Origin of the sequence: Rhodococcus sp. 05-2254-6 (assembly GCF_002258565.1) — a bacterium.
Lineage (GTDB): Bacteria > Actinomycetota > Actinomycetes > Mycobacteriales > Mycobacteriaceae > Rhodococcoides.
Map to the genome: position 1 here is coordinate 1 of NZ_NOZF01000134.1, position 21,988 is coordinate 21,988.

The 21,988-nt window shown below is 66.7% G+C and carries 18 protein-coding genes; 1 reads left to right on the top strand and 17 read right to left on the bottom strand.

What is annotated here, in order from left to right:
* From CH256_RS16645 to CH256_RS16720, 16 genes are all read right to left on the bottom strand, one after another.
* Positions 1 to 738: ATP-binding protein (locus CH256_RS16645; protein ID WP_218829144.1), on the bottom strand; the 738-nt coding region annotated here is incomplete at its 3' end.
* Between the two features lie 264 nt (positions 739 to 1,002).
* The gene (locus CH256_RS16650) at positions 1,003 to 1,626 is read right to left on the bottom strand and encodes a DUF4913 domain-containing protein (RefSeq protein ID WP_037192108.1); all 624 of its coding nucleotides are present in this window, start codon (positions 1,624 to 1,626) and stop codon (positions 1,003 to 1,005) included.
* Entirely contained in the window at positions 1,623 to 3,470 is a 1,848-nt protein-coding gene (locus CH256_RS16655) for a type IV secretory system conjugative DNA transfer family protein (RefSeq protein WP_094670070.1), read from the bottom strand. Before CH256_RS16655 ends, CH256_RS16650 begins: the two co-directional genes overlap by 4 nt.
* A complete protein-coding gene (locus tag CH256_RS16660) occupies positions 3,467 to 4,246 on the bottom strand; it encodes a hypothetical protein (RefSeq protein ID WP_094670071.1) in 780 nt (259 codons plus the stop codon). The genes CH256_RS16655 and CH256_RS16660 overlap by 4 nt, the downstream gene beginning before the upstream one ends.
* The gene (locus CH256_RS16665) at positions 4,243 to 5,745 is read right to left on the bottom strand and encodes an ATP-binding protein (RefSeq protein ID WP_094670072.1); all 1,503 of its coding nucleotides are present in this window, start codon (positions 5,743 to 5,745) and stop codon (positions 4,243 to 4,245) included. Before CH256_RS16665 ends, CH256_RS16660 begins: the two co-directional genes overlap by 4 nt.
* Positions 5,746 to 5,759: 14 nt before the next feature.
* Positions 5,760 to 7,346: an SCO6880 family protein gene (locus tag CH256_RS16670; RefSeq protein WP_094670073.1), complete on the bottom strand. Its 1,587-nt coding sequence runs from the start codon at positions 7,344 to 7,346 to the stop codon at positions 5,760 to 5,762.
* A gap of 3 nt (positions 7,347 to 7,349) precedes the next feature.
* Entirely contained in the window at positions 7,350 to 9,533 is a 2,184-nt protein-coding gene (locus CH256_RS16675) for a hypothetical protein (RefSeq protein WP_094670074.1), read from the bottom strand.
* Positions 9,534 to 9,541: 8 nt separating this feature from the next.
* Positions 9,542 to 10,276: a hypothetical protein gene (locus tag CH256_RS16680; RefSeq protein ID WP_037192113.1), complete on the bottom strand. Its 735-nt coding sequence runs from the start codon at positions 10,274 to 10,276 to the stop codon at positions 9,542 to 9,544.
* Between the two features lie 68 nt (positions 10,277 to 10,344).
* On the bottom strand, positions 10,345 to 10,758 hold the full coding sequence (locus CH256_RS16685; RefSeq protein ID WP_037172763.1) for a hypothetical protein: 414 nt from the start codon (positions 10,756 to 10,758) through the stop codon (positions 10,345 to 10,347).
* A 57-nt stretch (positions 10,759 to 10,815) separates the two neighbouring features.
* Positions 10,816 to 11,412, bottom strand: a complete 597-nt coding sequence (locus CH256_RS16690; protein ID WP_037192114.1) for a hypothetical protein — start codon at positions 11,410 to 11,412, stop codon at positions 10,816 to 10,818.
* The gene (locus CH256_RS28885) at positions 11,409 to 13,106 is read right to left on the bottom strand and encodes a peptidoglycan DD-metalloendopeptidase family protein (protein ID WP_094670075.1); all 1,698 of its coding nucleotides are present in this window, start codon (positions 13,104 to 13,106) and stop codon (positions 11,409 to 11,411) included. Before CH256_RS28885 ends, CH256_RS16690 begins: the two co-directional genes overlap by 4 nt.
* A gap of 145 nt (positions 13,107 to 13,251) precedes the next feature.
* A complete protein-coding gene (locus tag CH256_RS16700) occupies positions 13,252 to 15,315 on the bottom strand; it encodes a cutinase family protein (RefSeq protein ID WP_094670076.1) in 2,064 nt (687 codons plus the stop codon).
* A 39-nt stretch (positions 15,316 to 15,354) separates the two neighbouring features.
* Positions 15,355 to 16,644, bottom strand: coding sequence for a MinD/ParA family ATP-binding protein (locus CH256_RS16705; protein ID WP_094670077.1), 1,290 nt, complete (start codon positions 16,642 to 16,644; stop codon positions 15,355 to 15,357).
* A complete protein-coding gene (locus CH256_RS16710) occupies positions 16,644 to 17,300 on the bottom strand; it encodes a hypothetical protein (RefSeq protein WP_037185244.1) in 657 nt (218 codons plus the stop codon). Before CH256_RS16710 ends, CH256_RS16705 begins: the two co-directional genes overlap by 1 nt.
* Positions 17,301 to 17,374: 74 nt before the next feature.
* Positions 17,375 to 17,968 carry a hypothetical protein gene (locus CH256_RS16715; RefSeq protein ID WP_256989456.1) on the bottom strand — a complete coding sequence of 198 codons (594 nt, stop codon included), beginning with the start codon at positions 17,966 to 17,968 and terminating at the stop codon, positions 17,375 to 17,377.
* 49 nt (positions 17,969 to 18,017) lie between these two features.
* The gene (locus tag CH256_RS16720) at positions 18,018 to 19,268 is read right to left on the bottom strand and encodes a hypothetical protein (protein WP_256989457.1); all 1,251 of its coding nucleotides are present in this window, start codon (positions 19,266 to 19,268) and stop codon (positions 18,018 to 18,020) included.
* A 1,124-nt stretch (positions 19,269 to 20,392) separates the two neighbouring features.
* Between CH256_RS16720 and CH256_RS16725 the strand changes: the two genes are divergently transcribed.
* A complete protein-coding gene (locus CH256_RS16725; RefSeq protein WP_037192122.1) occupies positions 20,393 to 20,845 on the top strand; it encodes a helix-turn-helix transcriptional regulator in 453 nt (150 codons plus the stop codon).
* A 95-nt stretch (positions 20,846 to 20,940) separates the two neighbouring features.
* Here CH256_RS16725 and CH256_RS16730 read toward each other — a convergent pair whose 3' ends face one another.
* Complete coding sequence (locus CH256_RS16730; RefSeq protein ID WP_094670079.1) at positions 20,941 to 21,945, bottom strand: GAF domain-containing protein; 1,005 nt, start codon at positions 21,943 to 21,945, stop codon at positions 20,941 to 20,943.
* Positions 21,946 to 21,988 lie beyond the last annotated feature (43 nt).

Sequence of the window (21,988 nt, forward strand, 5' to 3'; positions counted from 1 at the left end):
ATCGTGAATGTGCGCGATAGCGGCTGAGGGGTCGAAGCCCACTGCCCAGACCGACCCCAGGATCTGTACGTCGACTTCGACAGCAGGCTGCGCGTGACGAACCCGGTTGAGCATCGCTGTCACCTCAGGGCCGTTGGCCGGTCTGGACTCGGCCCCCGGTCGTAGATAGATCAGACCGTTCCGAACATTCTCCCCGTCACGCTGGCACGGCCATATTGCTGCTTGCTTGGGAGGATCGACGATGATGGCGACGACCTCGCTGCCGTCGATATCGATGCGCTGGTAATCCCATGCCGGTCCGGGATCGCCAACGAAGTTCGTCACCTCCCGACGCAGGTCTTTGTCGTCGAATCTGCCCGCACCGCCAATTGCTGGTGGCGTCGAGCTGTAGTCCAGGCCGACGAGCATCACTGCGTGACCGCCGAAACGAGGCGCAGCGAAATCCGGCGAGCGGTTGGCCGTTGCGAGGATGAATTTCGCAATCTTTGCCCTGCCTGTTTTGGTCGACAAGTCGACCTCTGATTTGAGCTCTAGGTGGTGCCCCTCGTGGCGATCGTCCCCAACCGCCAGCAGTTCCTCGACCAGAGTGCGCCAGTGGTGAGTTCCCGTGGGCAGTCGATCCATATGAAGTGCGGACATGCCGTCGTCTACCTCCGCCGCCACGTCTCTAAGAGGCGGTACTGGTTGCTGGGTCGTTGGGGAAATGACTCTCCAACGGTAACCGGGAAGCTTGCTCAATGGCTGATCACATGGGATCCAAGCTTGTAGATTTTCGGAGTCGGTCGCTGAGTTCGAGCCGTCTTCGTCGTTCTGGGTCCGCTGCGACTCTGCCTCCCAGAAACGTCCCGGTATCGGCCGTCGTCAGGGCGGGGACGCGCGGCCGATACCGGTTCGGCGGACCTGCTCTCCGGGCGGCCGTGCGGTCCGTATCCGGGCGGGATGTACGGCGTCGCGGCCACGCTCGAGCTGTACAGGTCCGCAGATCAGGGAGTGGGAATGAGGTCAGGTGGAAGGAACCCAGGCACCCATACGAGCGTTGAAAGTCCATCCGATGCCCTCGAAGATCACGGGACTGTCGGGGTCCGCGGGATCGAGCGGTTCGGCGAGGCCGGAGTCGATGGCCATGTTCATGTCGTCGGCCGAGATGGTGCGCACTTCCTCGGCCGCGGTGACATCGACGCCCGCTGAAGGCGGGGCCGGTGCCGGTTCGGGGCGCGCGTCGATGTCGGCATCGACGAACTCCTCGATACCGGCGAGCGTGGTCGGCGGCATCGCGCGGTGCGCACACCGATCGTGGGTGCAGCTGTCGAAGTCCGAGATGTCGCGGATGCGCGCCATGAGCGGCCGGAACCACTGGGTGTGCCAGGCGGTGAGGTCGTCCCGGTACTCGTCACCGCGGTAGTAGGCATCGGTCCACGCCGCCATCAGGGCGCTCAGCTCCTCGACGACGGGATCGTGGCGGTACCAGCACGGCGGGATCTTGGTGCCGAGCTCGTAGCGCTCGCGCAGCCAGGTGGTCCAGTCGATCAGCTCCGACCACAGGCCCCGAGCCTGTTCGGCGTCGAGGTAGCGCCAGGTGAACCGCGACGGCACCAACTCTTCCTGCTCCCCGCCGGGGGCGGTCACGACAGTGTCGTCCCGTCACTGACCTTGTCGAGCACTACCGAACCGGACTGCACCTCGGTACGTGGCGCGGTGCCCGATGCCACGATCTCGTCGAACATCTTCTGCGACTGCAGCACCGCGGCACGTGATTCCTTCTCGTCCCACACCGTCGGCAGATGCACCAGGATCGGCGGCGCGGTCCGGTAGATCAGCAGACCCTGGTCGGGGTCCATCTGACGGATCTGCGCCGGCGACATCACCGGAACCTCTCGCAGCGTCGGGCCGGACTGGGCGTTGCCCGACGGCTGCCACTCGTACCGGTCGCCGAGCATCTTCGAGATCGCCTGCAGCTCGTCGCCTTTGAGGCCGGGAAGGATCAGGCGGGCGGGGGAGTTGTCGGCAAACATCTTGCCCGCGACCGCGCCCCAGCGGAGCTTGTTCTGCTCTTCGTTGTGGGCGTAGGCGTGGATGGTGATGCCCCGGCCGCCCGAGTCCGACATCAGATCCGGCAGGCCGGGGATCGGGGCAACGTTGTTGACTTCGTCGAGTTCGAACCGGATCGGGGGATCGAATCGGCCACCGGGCAGGGACTGCGAATGCCGGTCGGCGAGGTAGTGCACTTCGCTGGCCAGGGCCGCGATGAATGGTGCCGCAGAATTGTCCTTGCCTTTCGAGACCAGATACAGCGTGTCCGTGCCGGATCGAATGAACTCGTCGATGTCGAACGACTCGCGCATCGGGACATCGACGGCCTTGAGCAGTGCGGGGGAGGCGAGCGGGGCGAGGAGTCTGCTGGCCGCGCCGATCATGTCGTCGGAGGAGTCCGATCCGGAGTCGAGGATCTGGCCGAGTTCGGCTTCCCAGCCGGGCATCGTCCGCATCAGGATCTCGCGTGGTTCGCGGCCTTTGCGGGAGTTCACCCATACGCGCAGCGTGGCCAGGTCCGCGCCGCTGATCGCGGCCGCGTGCAGGTAGCAGCGCAGCAGTACCACTGCCTTGTCCTCCCAGTAGCCGCCGTTCTTCGTGTCTCCCATCGGCATTGCCGAAACCAAGCTCTGCGCGCGGCGGATCGCCACGTCCGGATCCTTGCATCCGGAGAGGATCGACCAGCGGATCGGGTCGGGCCATCCGGTGATGTTGTCCGGATCGAAGATCGACACCCGTCCGAGCGCGGCGCGGTGCTCGTACGTTGCCGAGATCAGATCCACTTTCGTTGACGTCACGAGCAGGGTTCCCGGTGCGTCCATGCAGCGCCGATACGCCACGCGCCAGGTCTTACCCGAGCCGGTGACGCCCTCGACGAGCATGCAGTCGTTCTGCTTGATGTAGACGACCCTGTCGGGGTCGACCATGTTGCGGCCCAACGCGATCGCGACCTCGCTCGCGTCCAGCTTCGAGGCCCGCGTGCCTTTCAACGAAAGGCGGGTGGCGACGGCAGCGGTGCGAACACTCTTCTCGTCGATACCCGCCCGGGCGAGCTCACGTCGGCCGGCGAAGCCGCGTTGCGCCTGACCGCGGTGGTGCTGCCAGTCGTGGATCTCGGAGCTGATCCACAGGGCCACAGCGGTATACAGCGCACCGAGCACCAGAATGCACACCCAGGTCACCCACGCCGGGCCCGGCTGCGCGGTCGCCGGCCACGCGGCCGCGGGGTCCGACGGATTCGTGACCAACCCGCGGAAGATCGAGAACAGCTCACCGAAGCTGGTGGGCATCGCGATCACCTTGCCCGACACCAGCGAGGAGACCATGCCGCCGCCGGCGACAGCAAACACCAGCCCCACGATCAGAGCGGCACCGACCCAGACCTCGGACGGAACGAACGGCCCACTGGGCCTATGGGGAGGGGATTGCATCGCACTCATCGAACGGTCCTATCGTCGGTGGAAGAGACACGGCGGGAATAGCTTTCGAGCACATGCAGCTCGGCGGCGAGACCGACTGCGCAGTCCGCGTCGGCGACCGAATGTAGGGCGGCGAGGTTGGCTCGTAGCTGCGTGATCCGGATGTACCGGGCCACCGCGGCGGCGTCGGTATCGGAAATCAGGTCGGGATGGGTGATCTCGAACCGCCCCCGGTCGGGCAGGTACGTCACGGTGGCCGGGGTCCGTCGACCGCTGCGCTCGGTGATCGAGCGGGCGACGTCGTGCGCGAGGCGGTGCGCGATGACCGGTGCCCACTGTCCGAGCAGCAGTGTCGAGTTCGGCAGTGGATCGGGCCGAGTCGAAAGCACACGCACATCGACGCCGGCCGCCACAATCACACGGCTATCGGGGCCGACGTCGCCCCGCCACTGGATCGGCAGGGTGACCTCGTCGCCGGCGGCAAGAAGGTAGTCCGGTGCCGGTATCCGCGCTGTGCGGACGCCGGCGCTGTAGATCGGGATGGTGGCGAGCGCGCAGGTGATCTCGCCGGGGGTGCCGGACACACAGACTTCGTCGTCACCGTGGCCGGTGGGGGTGTGGGTGATGTCGGGGTGACCGGCGTCGAGGGCGGCGGCGAATCGTGCTGCGGCGGAAGGGGATGCGAACCGGCCTTCGCTGCTCGAGCAGGTGTCGTCGGCGTACCCGATTGAGGCCAGCGAGCTCACGCGCACGTCGATGGTGCGGGAACGCCGGGCCGCTGGCGAGGAGGTGTTCATGCTGGCTTGACTCCTTTGACGGCGGCGTCGGTGTCGGTGAGGGCGATTTCCTGCGGGGAGCGGACGTGTTCCATCAGGATCGGGTCGGACGAGCCGATCTTGACCAGGCATTCGCCCTGGCCGAGGCCCATGATGATGTCGATGGACCCGGGTGGGAGGTGATACATCTCGGCTGTCTCGCGGGCGTCGTCGAAGCGTTCCTGCGCGAACAGGAACACGATTCCCGCTTCCTGCATCAGGGCACGGGCGGGGGAGTCGTGGGACATGTCCGAGGGGTGATGGAAGGCCGAGACGGTCGACAGACCTAGTCCGCGGGAGAGTTTCATGTTCGACCGGAACACCGCGCCGGTCGATCCTTCGGCGACGTGCCAGCCTTCCTCGACGATGAGGATGGTCTGCTTGGACACCGACGAGCGGGCAGCGAGCAGGTTCGCCAGCCAGGTGTTGATCACGGTCATCACCACCCGCAGCGCAGGCCCTTCGGTCGGTAGCGCGGAGACGTCGAAGTGCGCGAAGGGGTGCTCGAGCGCGGCGCGGACCTCCGGGGAGGTTTCTGCGTCGACGAGGCCCTTCAGATCCCGGTCGACCAGACGCAGCAGGGCCAGTCCGGGCTCGTAGCCCCATTCGAGGGAACGCTCGGACCAGCGGTCACCGAAGTAGGTGCCGTCGTCGGTGGAGGGTTCGACGAGGCGGCGGGCGAGATCCTTGAGCACCGGTGCGCGACCGGTGGCGTCGGCGTCGGCGTTGACCAGCTCCAACGCCCGGCCGACGGCGCTCTTCTCCGGTGTGGTCAGGGGCCGTTCCATCGTGTCGGCGAGGACGGCGAGGACGAGGGCTTCCTGACCGGCCGGGGTGACACCGTCGAGGCCGCCGGCGTGTTCACCGCCGGTGGTGATCGCCGGGTCAAGCAGGTTTAGTCTGGCGCCGCCGCCACCGGTTTTGAACCGGACCGATTCCACGTCGAGGGTGCGGGCGAAGATGGAGTACTCGCCCTCGCGGCCCTGGCGTTTCTTGTCGATGACCACCACCTGTCGGCCGAAGATGATCTGCCGCCACAGGAACGCGGTCTTGATCATCGAGGACTTGCCCTTGCCGATGTCCCCGACGACGCAGACGTTGATGTTGGAGATGTCGGTGCCGTAGAGCTCGAACGGATCGGTGATCACCAGATCTTGGGAGATCCGGTTCAGACCGGTCACCGCTCCCTGGTGGCGGGCACTGCGGCGGCTGATGGCCAGGTTCAGCGCTTCGGACTGCCTGGTTGTACTCCACGCGCCTTCGGTGCGGGGTTCGTACCAGCCGTAGCGGTCGAGGATCGTGAACCGCCGAGGCGGCCTACGGCGGGCGACCTTGGCGGGGATCGCCTCCGCGGCCTCAAGGACGGCGGCACTGTGGCCGAGCCGTTCGCGATCGCCGCCGAGCAGCCGGGGGCGTGCCGATCGGGACGGTTGATCGGTTGCGGGTCGGTTGGAGGGGCGATGGGCTGTGTGTTGCGGCATCGAAATCTCCTGGCCTACTTGGTGTAGCGCGTCACGGCGAGACCGCGAGCGAAGGGAAGGGTGGTGAACAGGGCGACGTCGTGCGTGTCGTCCTGCCAGGTGATGGTTTTGATTGCTGATTCGTCGGCGGCTTCCTCCACGCGCATGCAGGCCCGCTCGAGGTCGTCTTCGTCGCGGCCGGTGACTGCGACGGCGAGGGAGTAGATGGTGCCGTGATGGCCCGAGCCGGGCATCAGATCGGTGCGTCGACGTCCGGACGCGGTGGCCATCACTTCTGCCGAGCCGTCGCCGGTGATGCCTTTGCGTGCGGCGCTTTCCTGCGCCGCCTTGTCTTGGGTGAAGTCCTGACTCGCCGCTTCCCGGGCGACGGCGTCGGGTACGAAATCGACTCGGACACTGACTGTTCGGATCGTCGGGGACGGCGGGTTCTCATCGTCGCCGATGTCGGGGGCGACCCCGGTCAGCAGCGGCGCGAGCCACAGTGGGCCCAGCGGAATGGGTTCGATGCTCGCCGGCGGGAGGAACCCGACACGGGTGTGCCAGCGTCCGGACACCACCACCGAGTCGTGGCCACCGATGTAGGAGGGCCAGCAGTTCGACCACCGCGCCCCTTGGTGTCGATCGAGTGGGTTCGACGGGTCGATGAACGCGCGGATCAGCGCACAGGTGCGCTGCTCACCGAGGACCTGGACGCGGCCCATGCCGGCGGCGACGAGTTTGCTCACCGCGCGCATCGTCTCGTCGCGAATCACTTGGGCGACACCGCCTTCGAATCGGGCACCTTTCCCGCCTGCCGCTCGCGCGGCTTCGGCCTCGAAGTGGTCGGTCTGGGGGAATTTGAGCACCACGTACGCCCGGTGCTCTTCCGAGTGCGGCCGAATGGTGTCGATGAGGTCGCCGTAGGACTCCACCGGTGCCCGCAGACGCATGTCGCCGAGCTGTTCGACCTCCCGCTCGACCCAGTCCTCGTGCATGGTCAGATCCGCGGGAATGGAGCGGTGGATCAGCTGCGTTCCGCGGATGAGCGAGGTCTTGCGGGCCATCGAGGCGCTGAACAGACCGAACTTCTCCGAGGTCGTCGCCCAGGCCGCGTCGGTGCGCAGCCCCCAGGCCAGGCCCTGCACGGACAGTACGACCGTGTAATAGGCCCGCTCGCCGGGGTTGGCGGTGCGGACGATGAACATCTCGTCCAGGCCGGTGCCGGCGACGTCGAGTGGGGCGGTCCGCCCGAGCGGCACCGGGTACTCCCAGCCGGGGTCGAGGTCGGCTATCCCGTAGGCGGGGTCGTCGGCGTTGCGGTAGACGTGCTCCCCGCGCCGCGTCCGCGCCCAGTTCCGCAACCGGTGCAACTGCCGCGCCGCCAGGGAGGTGTCGCCGAATTCGTACGTCGAGACGAACACCCCGACGTAGAACACGGCCACGAGCCCGACGGTCATCGCGCCCCCGCCCGCGGCGAAGTAGTACACCACGCCGATGACCAGAGCCGCGGTCCAGGTGATGAGCACCGGTGCCGAGATCCCGGTCATACCCCGGCGCGCGATCTCACCGCCCAGGATGGAGGTTCTCTGCTCGCTGTCGTGCTCGACGATCTCGGTCGACATCGCTTACCTGCCTTCGGCTTCGGACGGAGCGGACTCGGCACCGGACTTGGCTTTGTTCATCGCCGCCGCTGCGGACTGCGCGGCGATCGGCACCGCTGCGGCCCCGGCCGAGGCGACCGTCGCGGCCGAGCCCGTCGCGAGCTTTCCGCCGAGTCGGCCGGCCATTCCCATGGTCGAGCGCTTCGGTGTCGACGCCCCGCCCTTGTCGGTGCCGCCGCTGTGCGCGGCCCCGGTGGTGTGGCCGGGGGCGGAGGCGGAGGCGGGTCGACCGTCACACCGCGCTCGACCCGCTCCGGCGACGGCGTCGACAAGGCCACCCGATCCGGGCATTCGACGCCGTCGACCAATTCCGCCCCCGCCTCCACCGCTACGGCTGCGGAACAGGGCCGAGCTGCCCACGCCTCCGATGACACCGCCGGCGACGGAGCCACCACCGCCGCCGAATCCTTCGGAGTCGGCCTTGGTCGGCAGGATCGGTGCCCACTTGAGCATCGCCCACGGTGCCAGGCCGACGACGACCATCGAGGCACCGACGAGCACGAGAGCGCCGAGCGAGGTCAGGTCGCCCGAGCCGCCGCCGCCCGAGAGCAGAGCGTTGTTGGCCCCGGCGAGCACGATCGCGATGAGCAGGAACAGCATCGGCTTGCTGAGCACGATGCCGACGAACGTGAACAATGGCCGCACGGCCTTGGTTCGCCACGTCGGGTGCACCCACATGCCGTAGCCGATTCCGGCGATGCACGCGGTCAGCGGAAGCCCGATCTGGTGCATCAGCAGACCCAGATAGACCGACATCGCACCGAGCAGCAGGATGCCGAAGAAGACCAGCCCGACGATCGAGCCGCCGACGACGGTGTCCTTGTTCAGCGTGCCCATCGTGGCGTAGATGTTCTGCACCATCTCGGTGATCGTGGAGCCGCTGAAACTGGCGATGCCCTCGGTGAGCACCGTCGCGAACTCGATCACCAGTTGAGCCAGGGCCAGGGAGAACAGCATCATCACCACCCCGGCGGGCATGTAGCCGAAGACGTTGGCCACCAGCTCCGACGGTGAGCCCTTGTGCCGTGATCGCATGATCGCCAGCAGTACCGCCAGCGACATGACCATGATTCCCAGACCTGTCGATCCGGCGTAATAGGTCACGAACCATTGCTGGGTGGGATCGAAGTCGCCGGTCGAGGTGAGTCCGCGCAGGACGGCGTCGGTGAGTGAGAGTGCCCCGCTCTTGGTGGCGTTGACCCAGTCGTCGATGACGGTGGTCGGATCGGTGACGAAGTCGACGACGTCGTTCGCTGCCCCCGAGATCCAGGAGAACGCCTGCAGGTAGGCCTTGCCGAGCTTGTACTGCGGGGTGGCCGCGATGACCTTGCCGAGAGTGTCGTCGAGGCGTTCGGTGAACGAGGTGTTCTTGTCGATCCAGTTCGCGGTGCCGGCGAACAATCGCCCGATCGAGAGGTTCCAGTCCTGGCAGCGGCTGGCATCTGCCCGTTCGGCTTTCGAGCAGTCCACGAAGAACGCATGCATGCAGTACTGGTCGCCCGAGCCCTGCGAGCACGGGTCCGACCAGGCCGCGTCGGGCACCTTGTCGGCACCGGGCAGCGCCTTGATCGCGGTCAGCGAGTCCGCGTCCGGGGTCTGCGCCCAGGCGAAGCCCCACGTTCCCCATTCTTTGGTGCCCCACCGGGCGAGGTCCTCGGCGCAGGTTCCCGTCGGTGGGTGAAAGCTGGTGTCCCCGGCCGGAAACACGGTCGGCAGAGCGTCGGCGGGTGGTTCGGTCCCGTCGGCGACGGCCTGACGGGTGATCTCGGCCGTGGCCTGGGCCTGCGGGTCGGAGCCGACCGCGCCCGCACCGCCGAGCATGACGGCTTTGTTCTCGTCCGATGCCGTCCAGTACAGGAGCCGGTTTTCGTTCGTGAGTGCTTGGGAGATATAGGTTCCCAGGTCGCCGCCGTGGTCTGCGCAGTTCCCCGTGAACCAGGGCCCGCTCCGAAATTCCTCGGTACCGCCGATGAATTTCTTGAGATCGTCCGGGAAGTGCGCGGGCAGCCTCGATGCCGGTTGCTGGGCGGTGACCGCCCCCGGAGCGGGAGCGGGAACGGCGGAAGGCTGAGCGAGCGCAACAGCGGATGACCCGAACAGAGCCACCAGTGCGGCGGTGACCGCGACGAGAACGAGACGGCGAATCATGTTCTCTCCTAGTCGATGTAGAAGGTGTAGTACCCGGCGGTCAGTTGACCGCCGAGCGCGGAATCAGCGGCCGGGTAAGAGGCGTCTTCCGGCCGCGGGCCCTGGCGGTAGGACCAGTCCTTGGCCTTCCAGTCCCCGTCCTGCCAGACCAACGAGATGTCGGTGGTCGCCCACAGAGTGCTCACAGCGACGGTGCCGGTGTTGTTGATGTCGGACTGGGTGGTGGTCATCGACCACACCGAGATCTGCGCGGCGTCGGCGGAGAACGAGGACACGTGCACCGCGGCCGGCAGGGTGTTCATCACGTCGCTGCTCTCGACGCGGTTGCTGCCGAGTTCGATCTCGCGGGCCAGTTCGGCACCGGGGTCGGCGGCGATCATCGTCGAGCGGACATCGTTCATGTCGATGCGGCCCTGGCTGGCCTGATCGAACGCCTGGAGCACGTTCACCGCGGCCGTCGATGCGCCCTGGGTGTCGCGGGTGTAGCCGCTGGGGACACCGTTGTTCACCGTCGTGGGCCCGTGTACTGCGCGGATGGCATCGCTGCCGCCGGTCTCGTCGGAGCCGCCCGACAGACCGACCACGATCACCGAGACGACGGCGAGGATCGCCAGGGCGACTGCCCCGAGAATGATCCAGCGTTTGGACCCGGACTTGCTGTCGGAGTGCTGATCACCGGAGACGGTGCCGGTGTTGGGCGAGCTGGGGGGTTCGGAGCCGACGTTGCGGTAGTCGATGGCCATGATGAGTGCTCGTTTCTGCGGACGGTGCCGCGTCGGGGCAAAGAAAATGGAGGGTAGAGCCGGGTCGGCTACGCGCCGGGCTGGACGAGAAGCAGGACCGCGCCGACGATCGGCGAGACAGCAGCCACACCGCCCAAGATGATGAGGGAGAGCTTGAGATCCTCGCCCGCCTCGCTCAGATCGCTGGACATGTTGCGCTTGCGGGCCTTCCTGGAGGCAAGGAACGAGGTCAGCACCCACAGGCCCGCGAGGGCGATGCTGGCTCCCCAGATCGCCGCGAGCAGGCGCTTCCACGTCTGGTTCAGGGCGGGCCCGAACAAGCCGATGTCCGGGTTGACCCCGTCGTACGGGTTGACCGCCTGTGCGGCGGCGACTCCGCCGGCCAGGACGGTCAGCGCGGCAGTGATAGCGAGGACGCCGAGTACGCGGCGTGCTCGGTGCGGTGTACGGGTGGTGGGTGTGGTGACGGATTCTGTGTCCATCGGGGGTTCCTTTCCGAAACGGGTTGTTCTGCAGTGAAGCGGGTGAACGAGGCAGGGCTATTTGTCTTGAATGCGGCTCACCTCCCAGCCGTCGGACCCGCGCCGCAAGATCATCGCGACGACCCTCTCGCTCACCGGTGCACCGTCGACGGTTTGGGTGACGCGGTAGGACCGGTAGGCCGTCGAATCTGTCTGCGGGGGAACGGGTTCGTCGTCGGCGGCGAGATCGGGGGTCAGCACCGCGCCGCTCGCGGCCCAGCCCAGCCACTGCGCTCCGGGGCTCGATTGCGCTGTGGTGGAGGTGATCTCGCGCGCGTACTCGGAGGTGAGCAGCGGCGCGGTGCGGGCGGCGGCATCGTTGGGTCCGTCGTCGACGGCGGTGTTCCAGGTGAACCAGACCGTCAACGCCGCGGTGGCCACCGAGTCCGGGTCCTGCCGGTCCACCCCGGCCGCGATGTCGGGCAGCGCAGTCGCAGTCGGCGGCGGGGTGCGGGTGGGATCGCTGCCACTGGGCGGGGGCGTTCCCGGTGTCCACTGCTGCGCCGGTATCGACGGGGCATCGTCGCTGCCGTTGTCCGTGCTTCCACCACTGCAGGCGGTGAGAACCGTTGCAGCGATGAGGATTGCGGCCAGTGCGGTGTGGGTGGTTCTCATCCAAATCTCCGTGCTGTCAGGCCGCTCGCGGGCGGGCTCCAGTCCGATACCTTCACGACGTCGCCGGACTGCGGTGCCTCGACGACCTTGTTTCCGCCGAGCCAGATGAAAATGTGGCCGGAGTGGGGTTGGATGATGTCGCCGGGAGCGAGGTCGCCGGGGGTGGCGATCACGCGGCCGCGGCTGTCGGCGATCTGCGCCGAGTCCTGGTGGGGGAGCACGATCGCGCCGCCGGAGGCTTGTGCGACGGCGTAGAGGACAAGTCCGGAGCAGTCGAAGCCGACCTTGTCGAAGTCGCCGATCATGTCCGCGCGGCCGCCGCCGTCACTCACTCCCTTGGTGGGTCCGTTGCGGTCGCCTCCGCCCCAGGCGTAGGTGGTGCCGAGCCAGCGCATCGCGGCCGCGACGACGTTCTGCCCGAACGGGCCACCAGGGACAATGCCCGGTGTGGCCTGGGGGACGGCGACGGAGAACGCTTCTGCGGCCCTGCGGGGAATCTTCGCGACGTAGTCGAGGGTTTCGGCGTTCTGGCACACCCGGCCCTGCGAGAGGGTCGCGCCGGGGCCGCAGTTGTACATCGACAGATACAGCTCGGTCAGGTCGCCGCTGACCTTGCCGGCGGCGAGCGAGTCCTTGGCGATGCCCGCCAGCTCGCAGTCGTAGGCGGCTTGACTCATCACCGCATCGGCAATGCTGCGGGTGTCCTTGCGGCCGTCTCCATCACCATCGACGCCCTTCGCGGCCCAGGTGGCGGGCATGAACTGCGCAGGCCCGTCCGCGCCGGAACCGTTGCTGTGGGCGTTGACGTCGAAACCGCCCTCTTGTTCGAGCTGCGCCGCGACGACAGGCGCGGTGACCTCGGGGCACACGGTGCCGGCCTTGACGATCCACGGCTCGAAGTCTGCCGGCACCGACCCCGGCCGCAGTCCGGTCGACCCGGCCGGGACACCGCATCCGGGTTTGACCGCAGCGGCGAGCTTTACTGATCGACTCGATACACCCTGCGCCGCGGCATCGGTGGTCGGCATCGCGGCGGAGAGGCCGGCCGGGGCAGCGGCGAGAACGTCCGCGCTCGCGGTCGGTGCGGTGGCACCCGCGGCCGCGAGCCAGGCAACGGGATCGACCGGGCTCGATCCGGACGCGAGACGAGTCCCGGGCCAGACCTCGAAATGCAGGTGCGGCCCGGTGGATTGACCGGCGTTGCCGACGCCGCCGATCGGGTCACCGGCCTTGACGGTCTGGCCCGCCCTCACCCCGACACCGTCGTCGTTCATGTGGCCGTAGACCGTCGAGAGCGACTGGCCGTCGACGGTGGTGTCGATGATGATCCAGTTGCCGAACCCGCTGGCGTGTTCGGCCTTGACGACCGTGCCGTCGGTGGCCGCATAGATCGGGGTCCCGAGCGGGGCGGAGTAGTCCTGGCCCTGGTGTCCCTCGGCCTCGCCGGTGACCGGATTGGTGCGGGCACCGAAACCGCTCGTGGCCTGATAGGTGCCTTCACGCAGCGGCATCACCACCGTGCCCGAGTGCGGGGCCACCACGGCCGAACCGGAAGGCAGACACGTGCCTTCGTCGACGGGCGGTGTGCGATCGCCCGACAGGACCCCGAACAGGCCGATCGCGGCGACGGCAGCGATCAGCAGCAGGCTCAGTGCGCCGGCACTGCCCTTGCTGCCTTGCTGTGATGCTGCCATCGGTGCATGTCCTCACGAATCGAAAGAATGATCAGTGCCCGCCCGGACACCTGTGGTGGTACGCGTATTTCTGTTGTGGTGCTGTAGTTTTCGGCTGCTCTGCGTCATGCCCGCCCGGCTGCAGAGCCTGCTCGGTGGCCGCCGGTCAGCCCCCGATCTTCTGGGTGAAGAAGTCGATGAGCCATTGCAGGGCGCTGCGGCCGGTGGAGTCGACCGTGAAGTCGCCGTAGGACTGGTGCGCACCGGAGGCGAAGAACGTCGCGGCGTCGATACCGGCACCGACCAGCTCGGCAGCATCGCCGGCACCCGGTGACGAGGCCAGTGAGACGAGACTGCCTGCCAGACCGGCGAAGTCGCCGGTGGAGGCTTGCTGACCGATCGCTGCGGACTGACCGGTGACCTGGGTCTGTGCGCCGAGCTGGTCGGGGCTGGTCTTGGAGGATCCGGTGAGCACTCCGACCGCGACCGAGGCGAGGTCGAGCCCGATCGGGAGCAGCTCGGCGGCGGCCGCGAGGTTGCCGGTTTCGAGGATCTTCCACGCGACTTCCTGAATCGCGCCGACATCGTTGGCCAGGCGGATCACGTCGACGTTGCCGAGCAAGCTCAGCACCAGGGAGGCGATTTGCGCCGAGCCGCTGGGGTCGGGGATCATCGCCACCAACGCTGCCAGGGTGCTCAGGTCCACTCCCGCAGCCATTTTCACGATCGGTGCGAACTGGTTGTTGAGGTCTCCGGCGATCTTGTGCGATCCCGCAACATCGAGTGCGGCGACCTTTTGCGGCAGCGCGATCAGGTTGTCGACGATGCCTTGGTAGTCCAGGCTCGTGAAGCCGGTAGCGACGTTGACGATCTGGTTGACCACTGTCTTCGGCTTGAGCAGTGAGAGGACCTGCGTTGCCGAGGTCAGCGCGTCCGGGGACACGGACTGCAACGGTGCGACCTGCCCGCTCAGGGTCGACGCGGTGCCGGCGAGGCCGGCGGTGGTGCCGGTTCCGCCGAGTACCGACGAGGCGGTGTCGGCGATCGAGGTCGCTGTGCTCAGGACTGCGGGGATGTCGATCTGGTCGAGTGCGTCGAGCACCGTGGAGGTCTTCGCTTCCGGCGATCCTTCCGGTGCGGTGTCGAGAGTGGAGCGGATGCCGGGGTTCGCGGCGATCACCGACTGCACATCGGCGACCGGTTCGAGGGTGTTGAGCAGCGATATCGCCGAGGCCCCGACGCTGGCGACCTGAGACTGAGTGCGGTTGGTTCCCACCGAGTCGGGCAGGGTGGCGACCCGCTCGCCGAGGGTCGAGGCGGTGTTCGCGGCACCGGCCAGATCGACGCGGGAGAAGTCCGAGACCAGCGACGACGCAAAATCGCTGACCGAAGCCGACTGTGCCGGTGTCGTCCCGGGCTGTGTTCCGGCACCCGTGACGCCTCCCTGCGCGATCGTCGACGCTGCTGCGGTCGATCCGCTTCTGGTTTGCCTGCCGGTGATGGCTGGGTCGACGGGCTTGTTCGCCAGGACCTTGCCCAGGCCCGCGAGCAGACCGTCCTTGCCTGCATTCGTCGAGCAGTACAGGTCCGTGGGATTGCAGAGCTGCTTGACCACTGGGGCCAGGGAACCGAAGCCTTCGGGCCGGACGCCGCCGATGCCCTGGCCGTCGACCTTCGGCCCGACGACGGTGCCGCCGGCGGTGCCCTGGTGCGGATCTGCGACCAGACCGACGCCGAGGATGCGGGCCGCGGGCACGACGCCGCGGCCGTTGCCGATCTCGGCGGCGATGTCGCCGGCAGCGTCCGCGCCTTGGGAGTAGCCCGAGAGCAGGAACTTCGACGTCGCGCACGCCGAGGTGAGGATGTTGTTGATCGCGCTCTTGCCGGTCTCCTTGCTGTCGGCGTAGGTGCGGCCCTTGTCGAACGCCGAGGCCGCGTACGCCGGGTAGTAGACCTCGATGTCGTTGCCGTACTTCTGTTTCAGCGCGTTGCCGACAGTGGCAAGCATCCCGACCGGGGTGCTCGGATTCGCCGCGGCGTTGGTCTCCCACGTACCCGGGGCCATGATCGCGACGTACTTCGCGCACGAGGTCGCCGCCGTCGCGGCCGGGGCTGCGTGTGCGGGGACGGTGCCCGCGGCCAGGACCACCGCGGAGACGACGATGGTTAGCGCCGACGGTGTCCGGCGCGGTCGTCGACGCGGGGCGGTGTGCGTTCTCTGGCCGGTCATGGTGTTCTCCTCGTGTGCGTCGAGCGGGGTGGGAACGGGTCAGGCTCCGCGACGGTCGCGGCTGCGCCGCTCCCACTGCGAGAGCTGCGGGGGTGGTGCGCTGTCGGGCTGGCGGTTCACCGATTGCGGCGAGTACGGATCGGTGAATTGGTAGGCCACGCCGTGTCGTGCCGCGGCGACGTTGTCGGCGATCAGGGCGGTGACGTTGGTGTAGGCCTCGATCGTGGCCGGAGGAAGGTCCTTGTAGACGATCCGATCGCCGCGGGCGAGCGCTGATTCGTACGGGGCCTGAATGAAATTGCTTTCCTGCACACCGAGATTGCGCAGATCCTCGAAGACCGCCGACGCCAATCCCGGGTTGGAATCGGGGGTTGCACAGGTCACCACGACCGTCGATGCCAACAGGTGCCCGTAGCCGCGGGCGATGATGCCCTCGAGCATCTGATAGACCTGCCGTGCGATGTCGAGGCGTAGCGGGAGCGGAACGACCAGGGCATCGGAATGCTGCACGGCCCACTGCCAGCTCTCGGCCAAAGGATTGGCAGCGGTGTCGATGACGATCAGGTCCCGGTGTCGGCGCAGCACTGCCATCACCGCAGCGCATTCGTCCCACCCCAGGTTGCGCTCACGGTCGGCCGAATTATCAGCAGCGAGAATGCCTTCCATCGTCGGTTGACGCCGCAGGAACGCATTGAGCGATCCCGACACCGCCGACGAAGAGGCCAGCTCGTGTGCGTGGTCGAGCAGGTCCCACACCGTGAGCTCCGGATCGGTGGTGCGGGCGGCTCGATCGCCGAGACTGCCGAGTGATTCGCTGGCGTCGAAGACCGTCACCCCGTGGCCACGGTGCTTGCCGAACGTCGAACCGAGCATGACCGATGTCGGAGTTTTGCCGGCTCCGCCCTTGGGATTGATGACCGAGACCACCGAGCATCCGGGAAGGGGTTGTTGCACAACGCGAATCGACTGACGCAGTCTGACTTCGGCAGAGGTGGGCTTGGGTTTGAGGTGAGTTCCCAGGGCGGCGTTGATCCGGCCCCTCAGGCCTGCTTCGGCGGGCTCGGCGGTCAGGTCTTCTTCCTGGCGGTCGAACAGTCGTGCGCGGTAGAACGCTGCGGGGTCGACATCGGGTGTCTCGACCGCCGCCAATGCGTCCTGCCCGACCCCGTACGGGTCCGGTGCGGTGTCGTCGGCCGGCTCTTCTGCAGGCTGTTCGTCCGGTTCGGATTCGGGTCGGCGCAGCCGCTGAGCGCGGAGGTTGACGGTGTCCTCGGCTTCGTAGCCCGCGACGGGGTTCTCGACGTCGGGGCGCGGGTGCTGTTCGGCCATCAGCCGACCTCCGCTTGATCGTCGACGAGCAGGTCGGAGAGCCGGATGGCCTGCCACGGCCGGTGTCCGGGAACCTCGCACCACACGGTGGCCGGGTTCTCGTCGTCGATCTCGAGGCGTTCGAGGTGCACTCCGTATCGCGCGGCTAGAGCGGCGAGCCGTGTGCCGTCGAGGTGAGGGTTGGAGATGTGCAGTATCAGCCGGATCGCGGGGGCGTCGAGCTCTTCGCGTAGCTTGCCGGCGAGAAAGGCTGCCTTGCCGGCCGCCGAGTCGTCGGCCGAGGTCTGATCGCCCTGCCGGAACACCGCGTCCTTGGCGTGAAATGTTCCGTACCAGGCTGTTTCGTCACCGTCTCCGACCACGGCGAAGCTGCCGCGCTCATCGCCTGCAGCGTAGAGCTCGACCACCGGTGCGGCCGACGCCGCGGAGGCGACCGCGTCGGTGACCTGCTCGGCTTCGCTGGCGCGCAATCCGTCGTAGTCGAGGTCGAGCTGCTTGTAGAGCTCGCGTTTGATCTTCTGCCACATCGACCAGTCGGTCAGCCCGGACTTTTCGGCCCATGCGCGGATCTCGCTCGCGGTCGACGCCTCGAGGGTCTCGCGTGCCTGTCGTACTGCGGTGGCGGCCTCGGCCCATTCGCTCGCTGCATCGCTCATGTCCTGGCGTTCCTTTCGTGGTGGCTGTTCGCCGCGGTGCTGCGGCGATCTCGCGCTGTGGCGGCGGTGGGTGATCACGCTGGCTCGATGGCGGCGATGACGTAGCGACCGTCGACCTGGTCGGTGGTGATCCGTTGGCGGTACTGCGTCCCAGGCCCGTTCGGGCCGCTCTCGGTGAGAGTGAGGGTGTAGGAACCGGTGCGCAGCGGGTCGATGTCGAGGCAGTAGGTGGTGCCGACCGGGACGGTGGCGATACCTGCGTCGAGGTTGGCTTCGACGGAGAACGGGGCACTCGCCGGGGCGTTCGGTGAAACCAGAGCGTGCGCGGCCGCGCCCGATCGCTGGACGTAGTAGGCGTGCTCGAACGCGGCGATGACCCCTGGGCCGCTGTTCCGATCACCGGCCGGCATCGAGCAATCCGGCCCGACCGCAACGGTTGTCGGCGCGACCGAGGAAGAGGCGATGGTGTCGGTGGCTGTCGTGTCCGGCTCGGAGTCGCCACCGCTGAACAACACAGCGGCGGCGACGGCCACGAACACCACAGCAGCCCCGGCTGCCGCGACCGCGCGTCGGCGCGATCGCGGCACACGGGGCGAGCTCGACGGCACCCCTGACCGGGCGGGGCCGGTGGCACTGGCAATCGGAGATGTCGTCGAACGGCGGATCATCTGGATGTTGTCCTTCCTGGCTTGTTCAACTAGCTGGCTGTAGGGCGAATCAGGCGGGTGCGAACGCCGCCTGCAAGCCGCCGAGAGCGGCAGTGGCCTGATCGACCAGAGGAGCTGTGGCGGACTGGACGGCTGCGACGGTCTGTGCCACCTCCGGCTGTGCGAGCGCGGTGGAGGTGAATCCCTGTACGGCGTCGTACGCGGGTTCGGTCCACACCTGGGCGGCGGTAGTTGCCTGCTCGACCGTGGTGTCGATGGCGTTCTGCACACTGGGGGCATCGACGGTCAGCGGCGCAGCCGGAGGAGCCGGGACGCTGTCCGGCGCCGGAAGCGGTGCAGGCTCTTCGATGATCTGCTGCTCGCCGCCGAGAACGGTGGCACCGAGGACGCCGCCGATGACAGCGCCTGCGCCGGTCAGACCCAGCACGATCGGTGCGGAGAGGGCCGCGCCGACTCCTGCTCCTGCGAGCGCGGCTGCGCCGGGAATGAACACCCAGCCCAGCGGCCCGCCCCAGATGACCGCGGGTGCGGCTGCGGTAGTGGCGGCGGCACCGAGTCCACCGCCGATGGCAGCAGCCGTTCCGGTGATCACCGCAGCCGGGACCACGGACGCGGCAAGGCCGACAGCGCCGCCGGTGATGACACCAGTAGCGGTACCTGCCGCGATGCGGTCGGCGCGTGGAGCGTCGGCGAACCCGTTGTCCGCGAGCCAGTTTCCGCCATCAGCCTGGATTGCCTGGGTGGTGTTGTTGAACTGCTCGACGAAATTGCGGTCAACGATGTTCGGGTCGTACGGCACGAGTTCACCGCCGACGAGGAAGTAGCCGTCGGGTGCGTCGATCGGAGCTATGACGGTGCGTTGCACGGTCGGGACCGGCGGCGGGGGCGGCGGGGTCGCCTGCAATGCCGGGGGCGCTTCGCTCGGGGCGGCCTGCGGAGCGGGGGCTTCGTAGTAGGTGTTCTGGTAGTACGAGGACTGCTGGTTGCCCGCCAGGTAGTCGTCGTAACTCCGTGACGGGGTCTGCTGGACCTGTGGTGAGGGCTGGTAGCCGGGCAGGTACTGACGCTGCGCCGGCGCGGCCGGCGGCGGGGTGGCGGGTGCCGTTTGTGGTGCGCTCGTGACCCCCGGTTGTGATCCTCGAGGGCTGGTCACTCCCGGCTGCGATGGTGCAGCTTGAGCAGGAGCGGCCTGCACGGTCAGGCCGGCGATGGTCACCGCGGCCACGGCGGGCAGCGATTTGATCACCCGCCCTCGCTTCTTCGATGGGCGGTGGTGTCCGGTGCCCTGTGATGCTGGCATTGGTGTCGATCCCTTCCTGGTGCGACCCGGCGATCGGGTCGTGCTGGTGAATGCGATTGCGGAGCAACCGTTCTGGCGACAATTGGTTTTAGGTAAGTCGGTCGAGAGAAGTGGATGGGTGCGTGCGATCCATAGGTTGTGGGCCAGTCGCACGCACCCATCACGTGCTAGAGGCTCAGAGCCAGCCGAAGACCACCGACCAGAACCACGGCTGCTGAAAAATCCACATCGGGTATCGGAATCCTTTCTGTGCGAAGAGGTGTGAGTTCGAGGGGTGATGTCCCGGCGGGGCCACGCAGCGCTGAACATGATGAAATGCGCTCACTGCGCGACCCTCGCGCCGGTCCACCGGTCGAGCTACAGGGCGCGGGGGAGCTCCTGTAGCTCACGAGTGGGACTATCAGCGAAAGCCCACTCGGGTCGGGTTGCAGTCCGAGCTGCCAGGTCTACGGCTTAGGGGTAGGAGTGGACCGCTTATTGCATGATGCGGATGGACCCCACTCGGCTAGCAGGGCTCCGTCGTCACCGATGTATTGATGGCGACCGGAATGCCCATGGTCGAGCGAGCATGCAATCAGGTCGCCGTGTGTCCGATTTACGACAATTGATGCGCAGAACTCATTCAGTGAGAGAAGATTTGGCACCATCGCATCCCGTGCGGCACTCACTTTGATTCGTCCCCGTAACTTCGGCGAAAGCGGCAATGTCGGCTGAATGCACCTGCCGTCGCACCTCGTCCGTCATGGCCCAGCGCTGACGTTCGACGATGGTAATTGCTGGTCTCAGCCGTCGACGGCAACTGCGATGCGGCAAGGGCGAGCGACGCGAACATGTAGAACTCCCGACAGGAATGGTCGGACGGATTCTGTGAACAGACCGACCTGATGTCCCGCGCTACAAGCAGTGCCGAGATAGACAAGCACCGAGGAATCCCTTTTGGGCGCGCATCAGGACTGTAGAACAGGTTCGGTACACCGCGCAATCGGTTCTGCTTCGTGGAACTCAAATCGTACGAGTGCATATTAGCAACAGTAACGCGCAACTATAAAACTCACAAGGGCTCGCAGTCGTTGTCGACCGAGGAAGATGGGACTGTCTTGCAAGGTCGACAGGGAGTTGAAACAGTGCCGCGAAGCGGAGTTCGTGGGTTTCGCGCCGACCGGTTGCGGGAGCTACGGGTACGTGCGGGGTTCAGTGCTGACGACCTCGCAGCGAAAGTGGGTGCAACGAGGCAGGCGGTATCGACCTGGGAGACGGGGCGCTCGACGCCACCGCCTGCGACGCTTGGCCGGATCGCGAACGCCCTGCATACGTCGGTCGCGGCGCTGGTTCCGATCCCGGAGTCCCAGCTCAAACTGTCCGACTTGAGGGTGCACGCGGCGCTGTCTCAAGGCGACGCTGCGCAGCTGCTCGGGATGTCGACTACCGTTCTCGCTGACATCGAACGTGGGCGCAAGCCCGAGAACGAGGAGCGCATCGAACTGTTCGCCGATGCATATGGGGTGTCGATTCGGACGGTGGCGGCTGCGTGGAGTCGAACCCGCGATGCCCGCACGACACGCGCGCAATCCTTGTAAAAGACGCAACTATAAAACGGAATCTATGCGCGCGTACTTCGACCGCTCGGAGTCCACAACGGGCTATGTGGATTCGTCCGTATCCGCGAACTTATTTACTCCTCGGGCAATTCGGTCAGAGTGACGAGCGCGGCTGTGGTGTGCTGATCGAGCGAGACCAAAACCGCGTCGACTGTCATTGGCTTCCAATTTCCGTCGAGAGTCCTGAAGCGAAGCACGCCGTTGGTGCGTTCGCGTGCGAGTGCGTTCGACATTTGCTTCGCAATCGGTACGTCGTCCGGATGAATCGCCGGTAACGGTTCATCCAGAAGGTTCTCCCAGCAGATATTCGGTGCAGGTTCAGAGTTATACCAGCGCAACAAGTTGAGCGTTCTGAGGTTGACCAGTGCGCGGTACTCGCCCTCCTTGGTGGAAGCCTCCAGAACGCGATGCTCGAGAATCGTAGGTGGGGGAGCGATATTGATTTCCCCTGCGGGGCCGATGTCGTGGGTGATACCCCTCAGGATCACTTCGGTGCCCGAAACCCCGTCTTCGGCAATCATCCTGCACGAGAAGTGCGCGGCCCGAAGCTCGCTATCGTCCGTCCTGACGGTCCAGACCGCCTGATGAGTGGTGCCAGGCGCTGATTGAACGATCTTGGCCATAGCTTCGCTCTCGTCACGGTTGGTGACAAGTCGGGTGAACGCGCCCGCGAGTGCACGCTGGGTCTCGCGCTCGTCCTGCGGAACGCGGTAAAGGTCGAGTAGATCGTTGCTACCGCTTGCGGTGCTCTTGGTGAGGTTGAACTGCCACGCCCCAGCGGCGTCTCGTCGAGGTGGAGTCTCGTCGCGATGGCCGAGCCACACCCACACGCCATGGGTGCGGCCCGCGAAGGTGTGCAGTGGTTCGGCCAGTACTCGCCTGTAGCGGTCTTTGGACAGCCGATCCACCACAGCCCCTGTGGAAAATGCTTCCGCTACCGCGGCCATTGCCTCGTTGCGGCTGGAGGAGCTGCGTAGAACATTACGAGGTGAGACAAAGGACTTGGGCGAAGACCCAACTCCGATAACCGATGGCTCTTCGTCTCCGAACGTCTCTATCAAGATCCAGCTATTCGACATGGTTGACCGACCCCCGCAGGTCTGGTGAGTGAATTGTCCGTTG

Coding starts and splice junctions, on each gene's coding strand:
- CH256_RS16660 (WP_094670071.1), bottom strand. CDS start 4,246: ATGAACACCTCCTCGCCAGCGGCCCGGCGTTCCCGCACCATCGACGTG.
- CH256_RS16655 (WP_094670070.1), bottom strand. CDS start 3,470: ATGAGTGCGATGCAATCCCCTCCCCATAGGCCCAGTGGGCCGTTCGTT.
- CH256_RS16720 (WP_256989457.1), bottom strand. CDS start 19,268: ATGCCAGCATCACAGGGCACCGGACACCACCGCCCATCGAAGAAGCGA.
- CH256_RS16670 (WP_094670073.1), bottom strand. CDS start 7,346: ATGTCGACCGAGATCGTCGAGCACGACAGCGAGCAGAGAACCTCCATC.
- CH256_RS16675 (WP_094670074.1), bottom strand. CDS start 9,533: ATGATTCGCCGTCTCGTTCTCGTCGCGGTCACCGCCGCACTGGTGGCT.
- CH256_RS16700 (WP_094670076.1), bottom strand. CDS start 15,315: ATGACCGGCCAGAGAACGCACACCGCCCCGCGTCGACGACCGCGCCGG.
- CH256_RS16665 (WP_094670072.1), bottom strand. CDS start 5,745: ATGCCGCAACACACAGCCCATCGCCCCTCCAACCGACCCGCAACCGAT.
- CH256_RS16705 (WP_094670077.1), bottom strand. CDS start 16,644: ATGGCCGAACAGCACCCGCGCCCCGACGTCGAGAACCCCGTCGCGGGC.
- CH256_RS16685 (WP_037172763.1), bottom strand. CDS start 10,758: ATGGACACAGAATCCGTCACCACACCCACCACCCGTACACCGCACCGA.
- CH256_RS16680 (WP_037192113.1), bottom strand. CDS start 10,276: ATGGCCATCGACTACCGCAACGTCGGCTCCGAACCCCCCAGCTCGCCC.
- CH256_RS28885 (WP_094670075.1), bottom strand. CDS start 13,106: ATGGCAGCATCACAGCAAGGCAGCAAGGGCAGTGCCGGCGCACTGAGC.
- CH256_RS16715 (WP_256989456.1), bottom strand. CDS start 17,968: ATGATCCGCCGTTCGACGACATCTCCGATTGCCAGTGCCACCGGCCCC.
- CH256_RS16730 (WP_094670079.1), bottom strand. CDS start 21,945: ATGTCGAATAGCTGGATCTTGATAGAGACGTTCGGAGACGAAGAGCCA.
- CH256_RS16690 (WP_037192114.1), bottom strand. CDS start 11,412: ATGAGAACCACCCACACCGCACTGGCCGCAATCCTCATCGCTGCAACG.
- CH256_RS16710 (WP_037185244.1), bottom strand. CDS start 17,300: ATGAGCGATGCAGCGAGCGAATGGGCCGAGGCCGCCACCGCAGTACGA.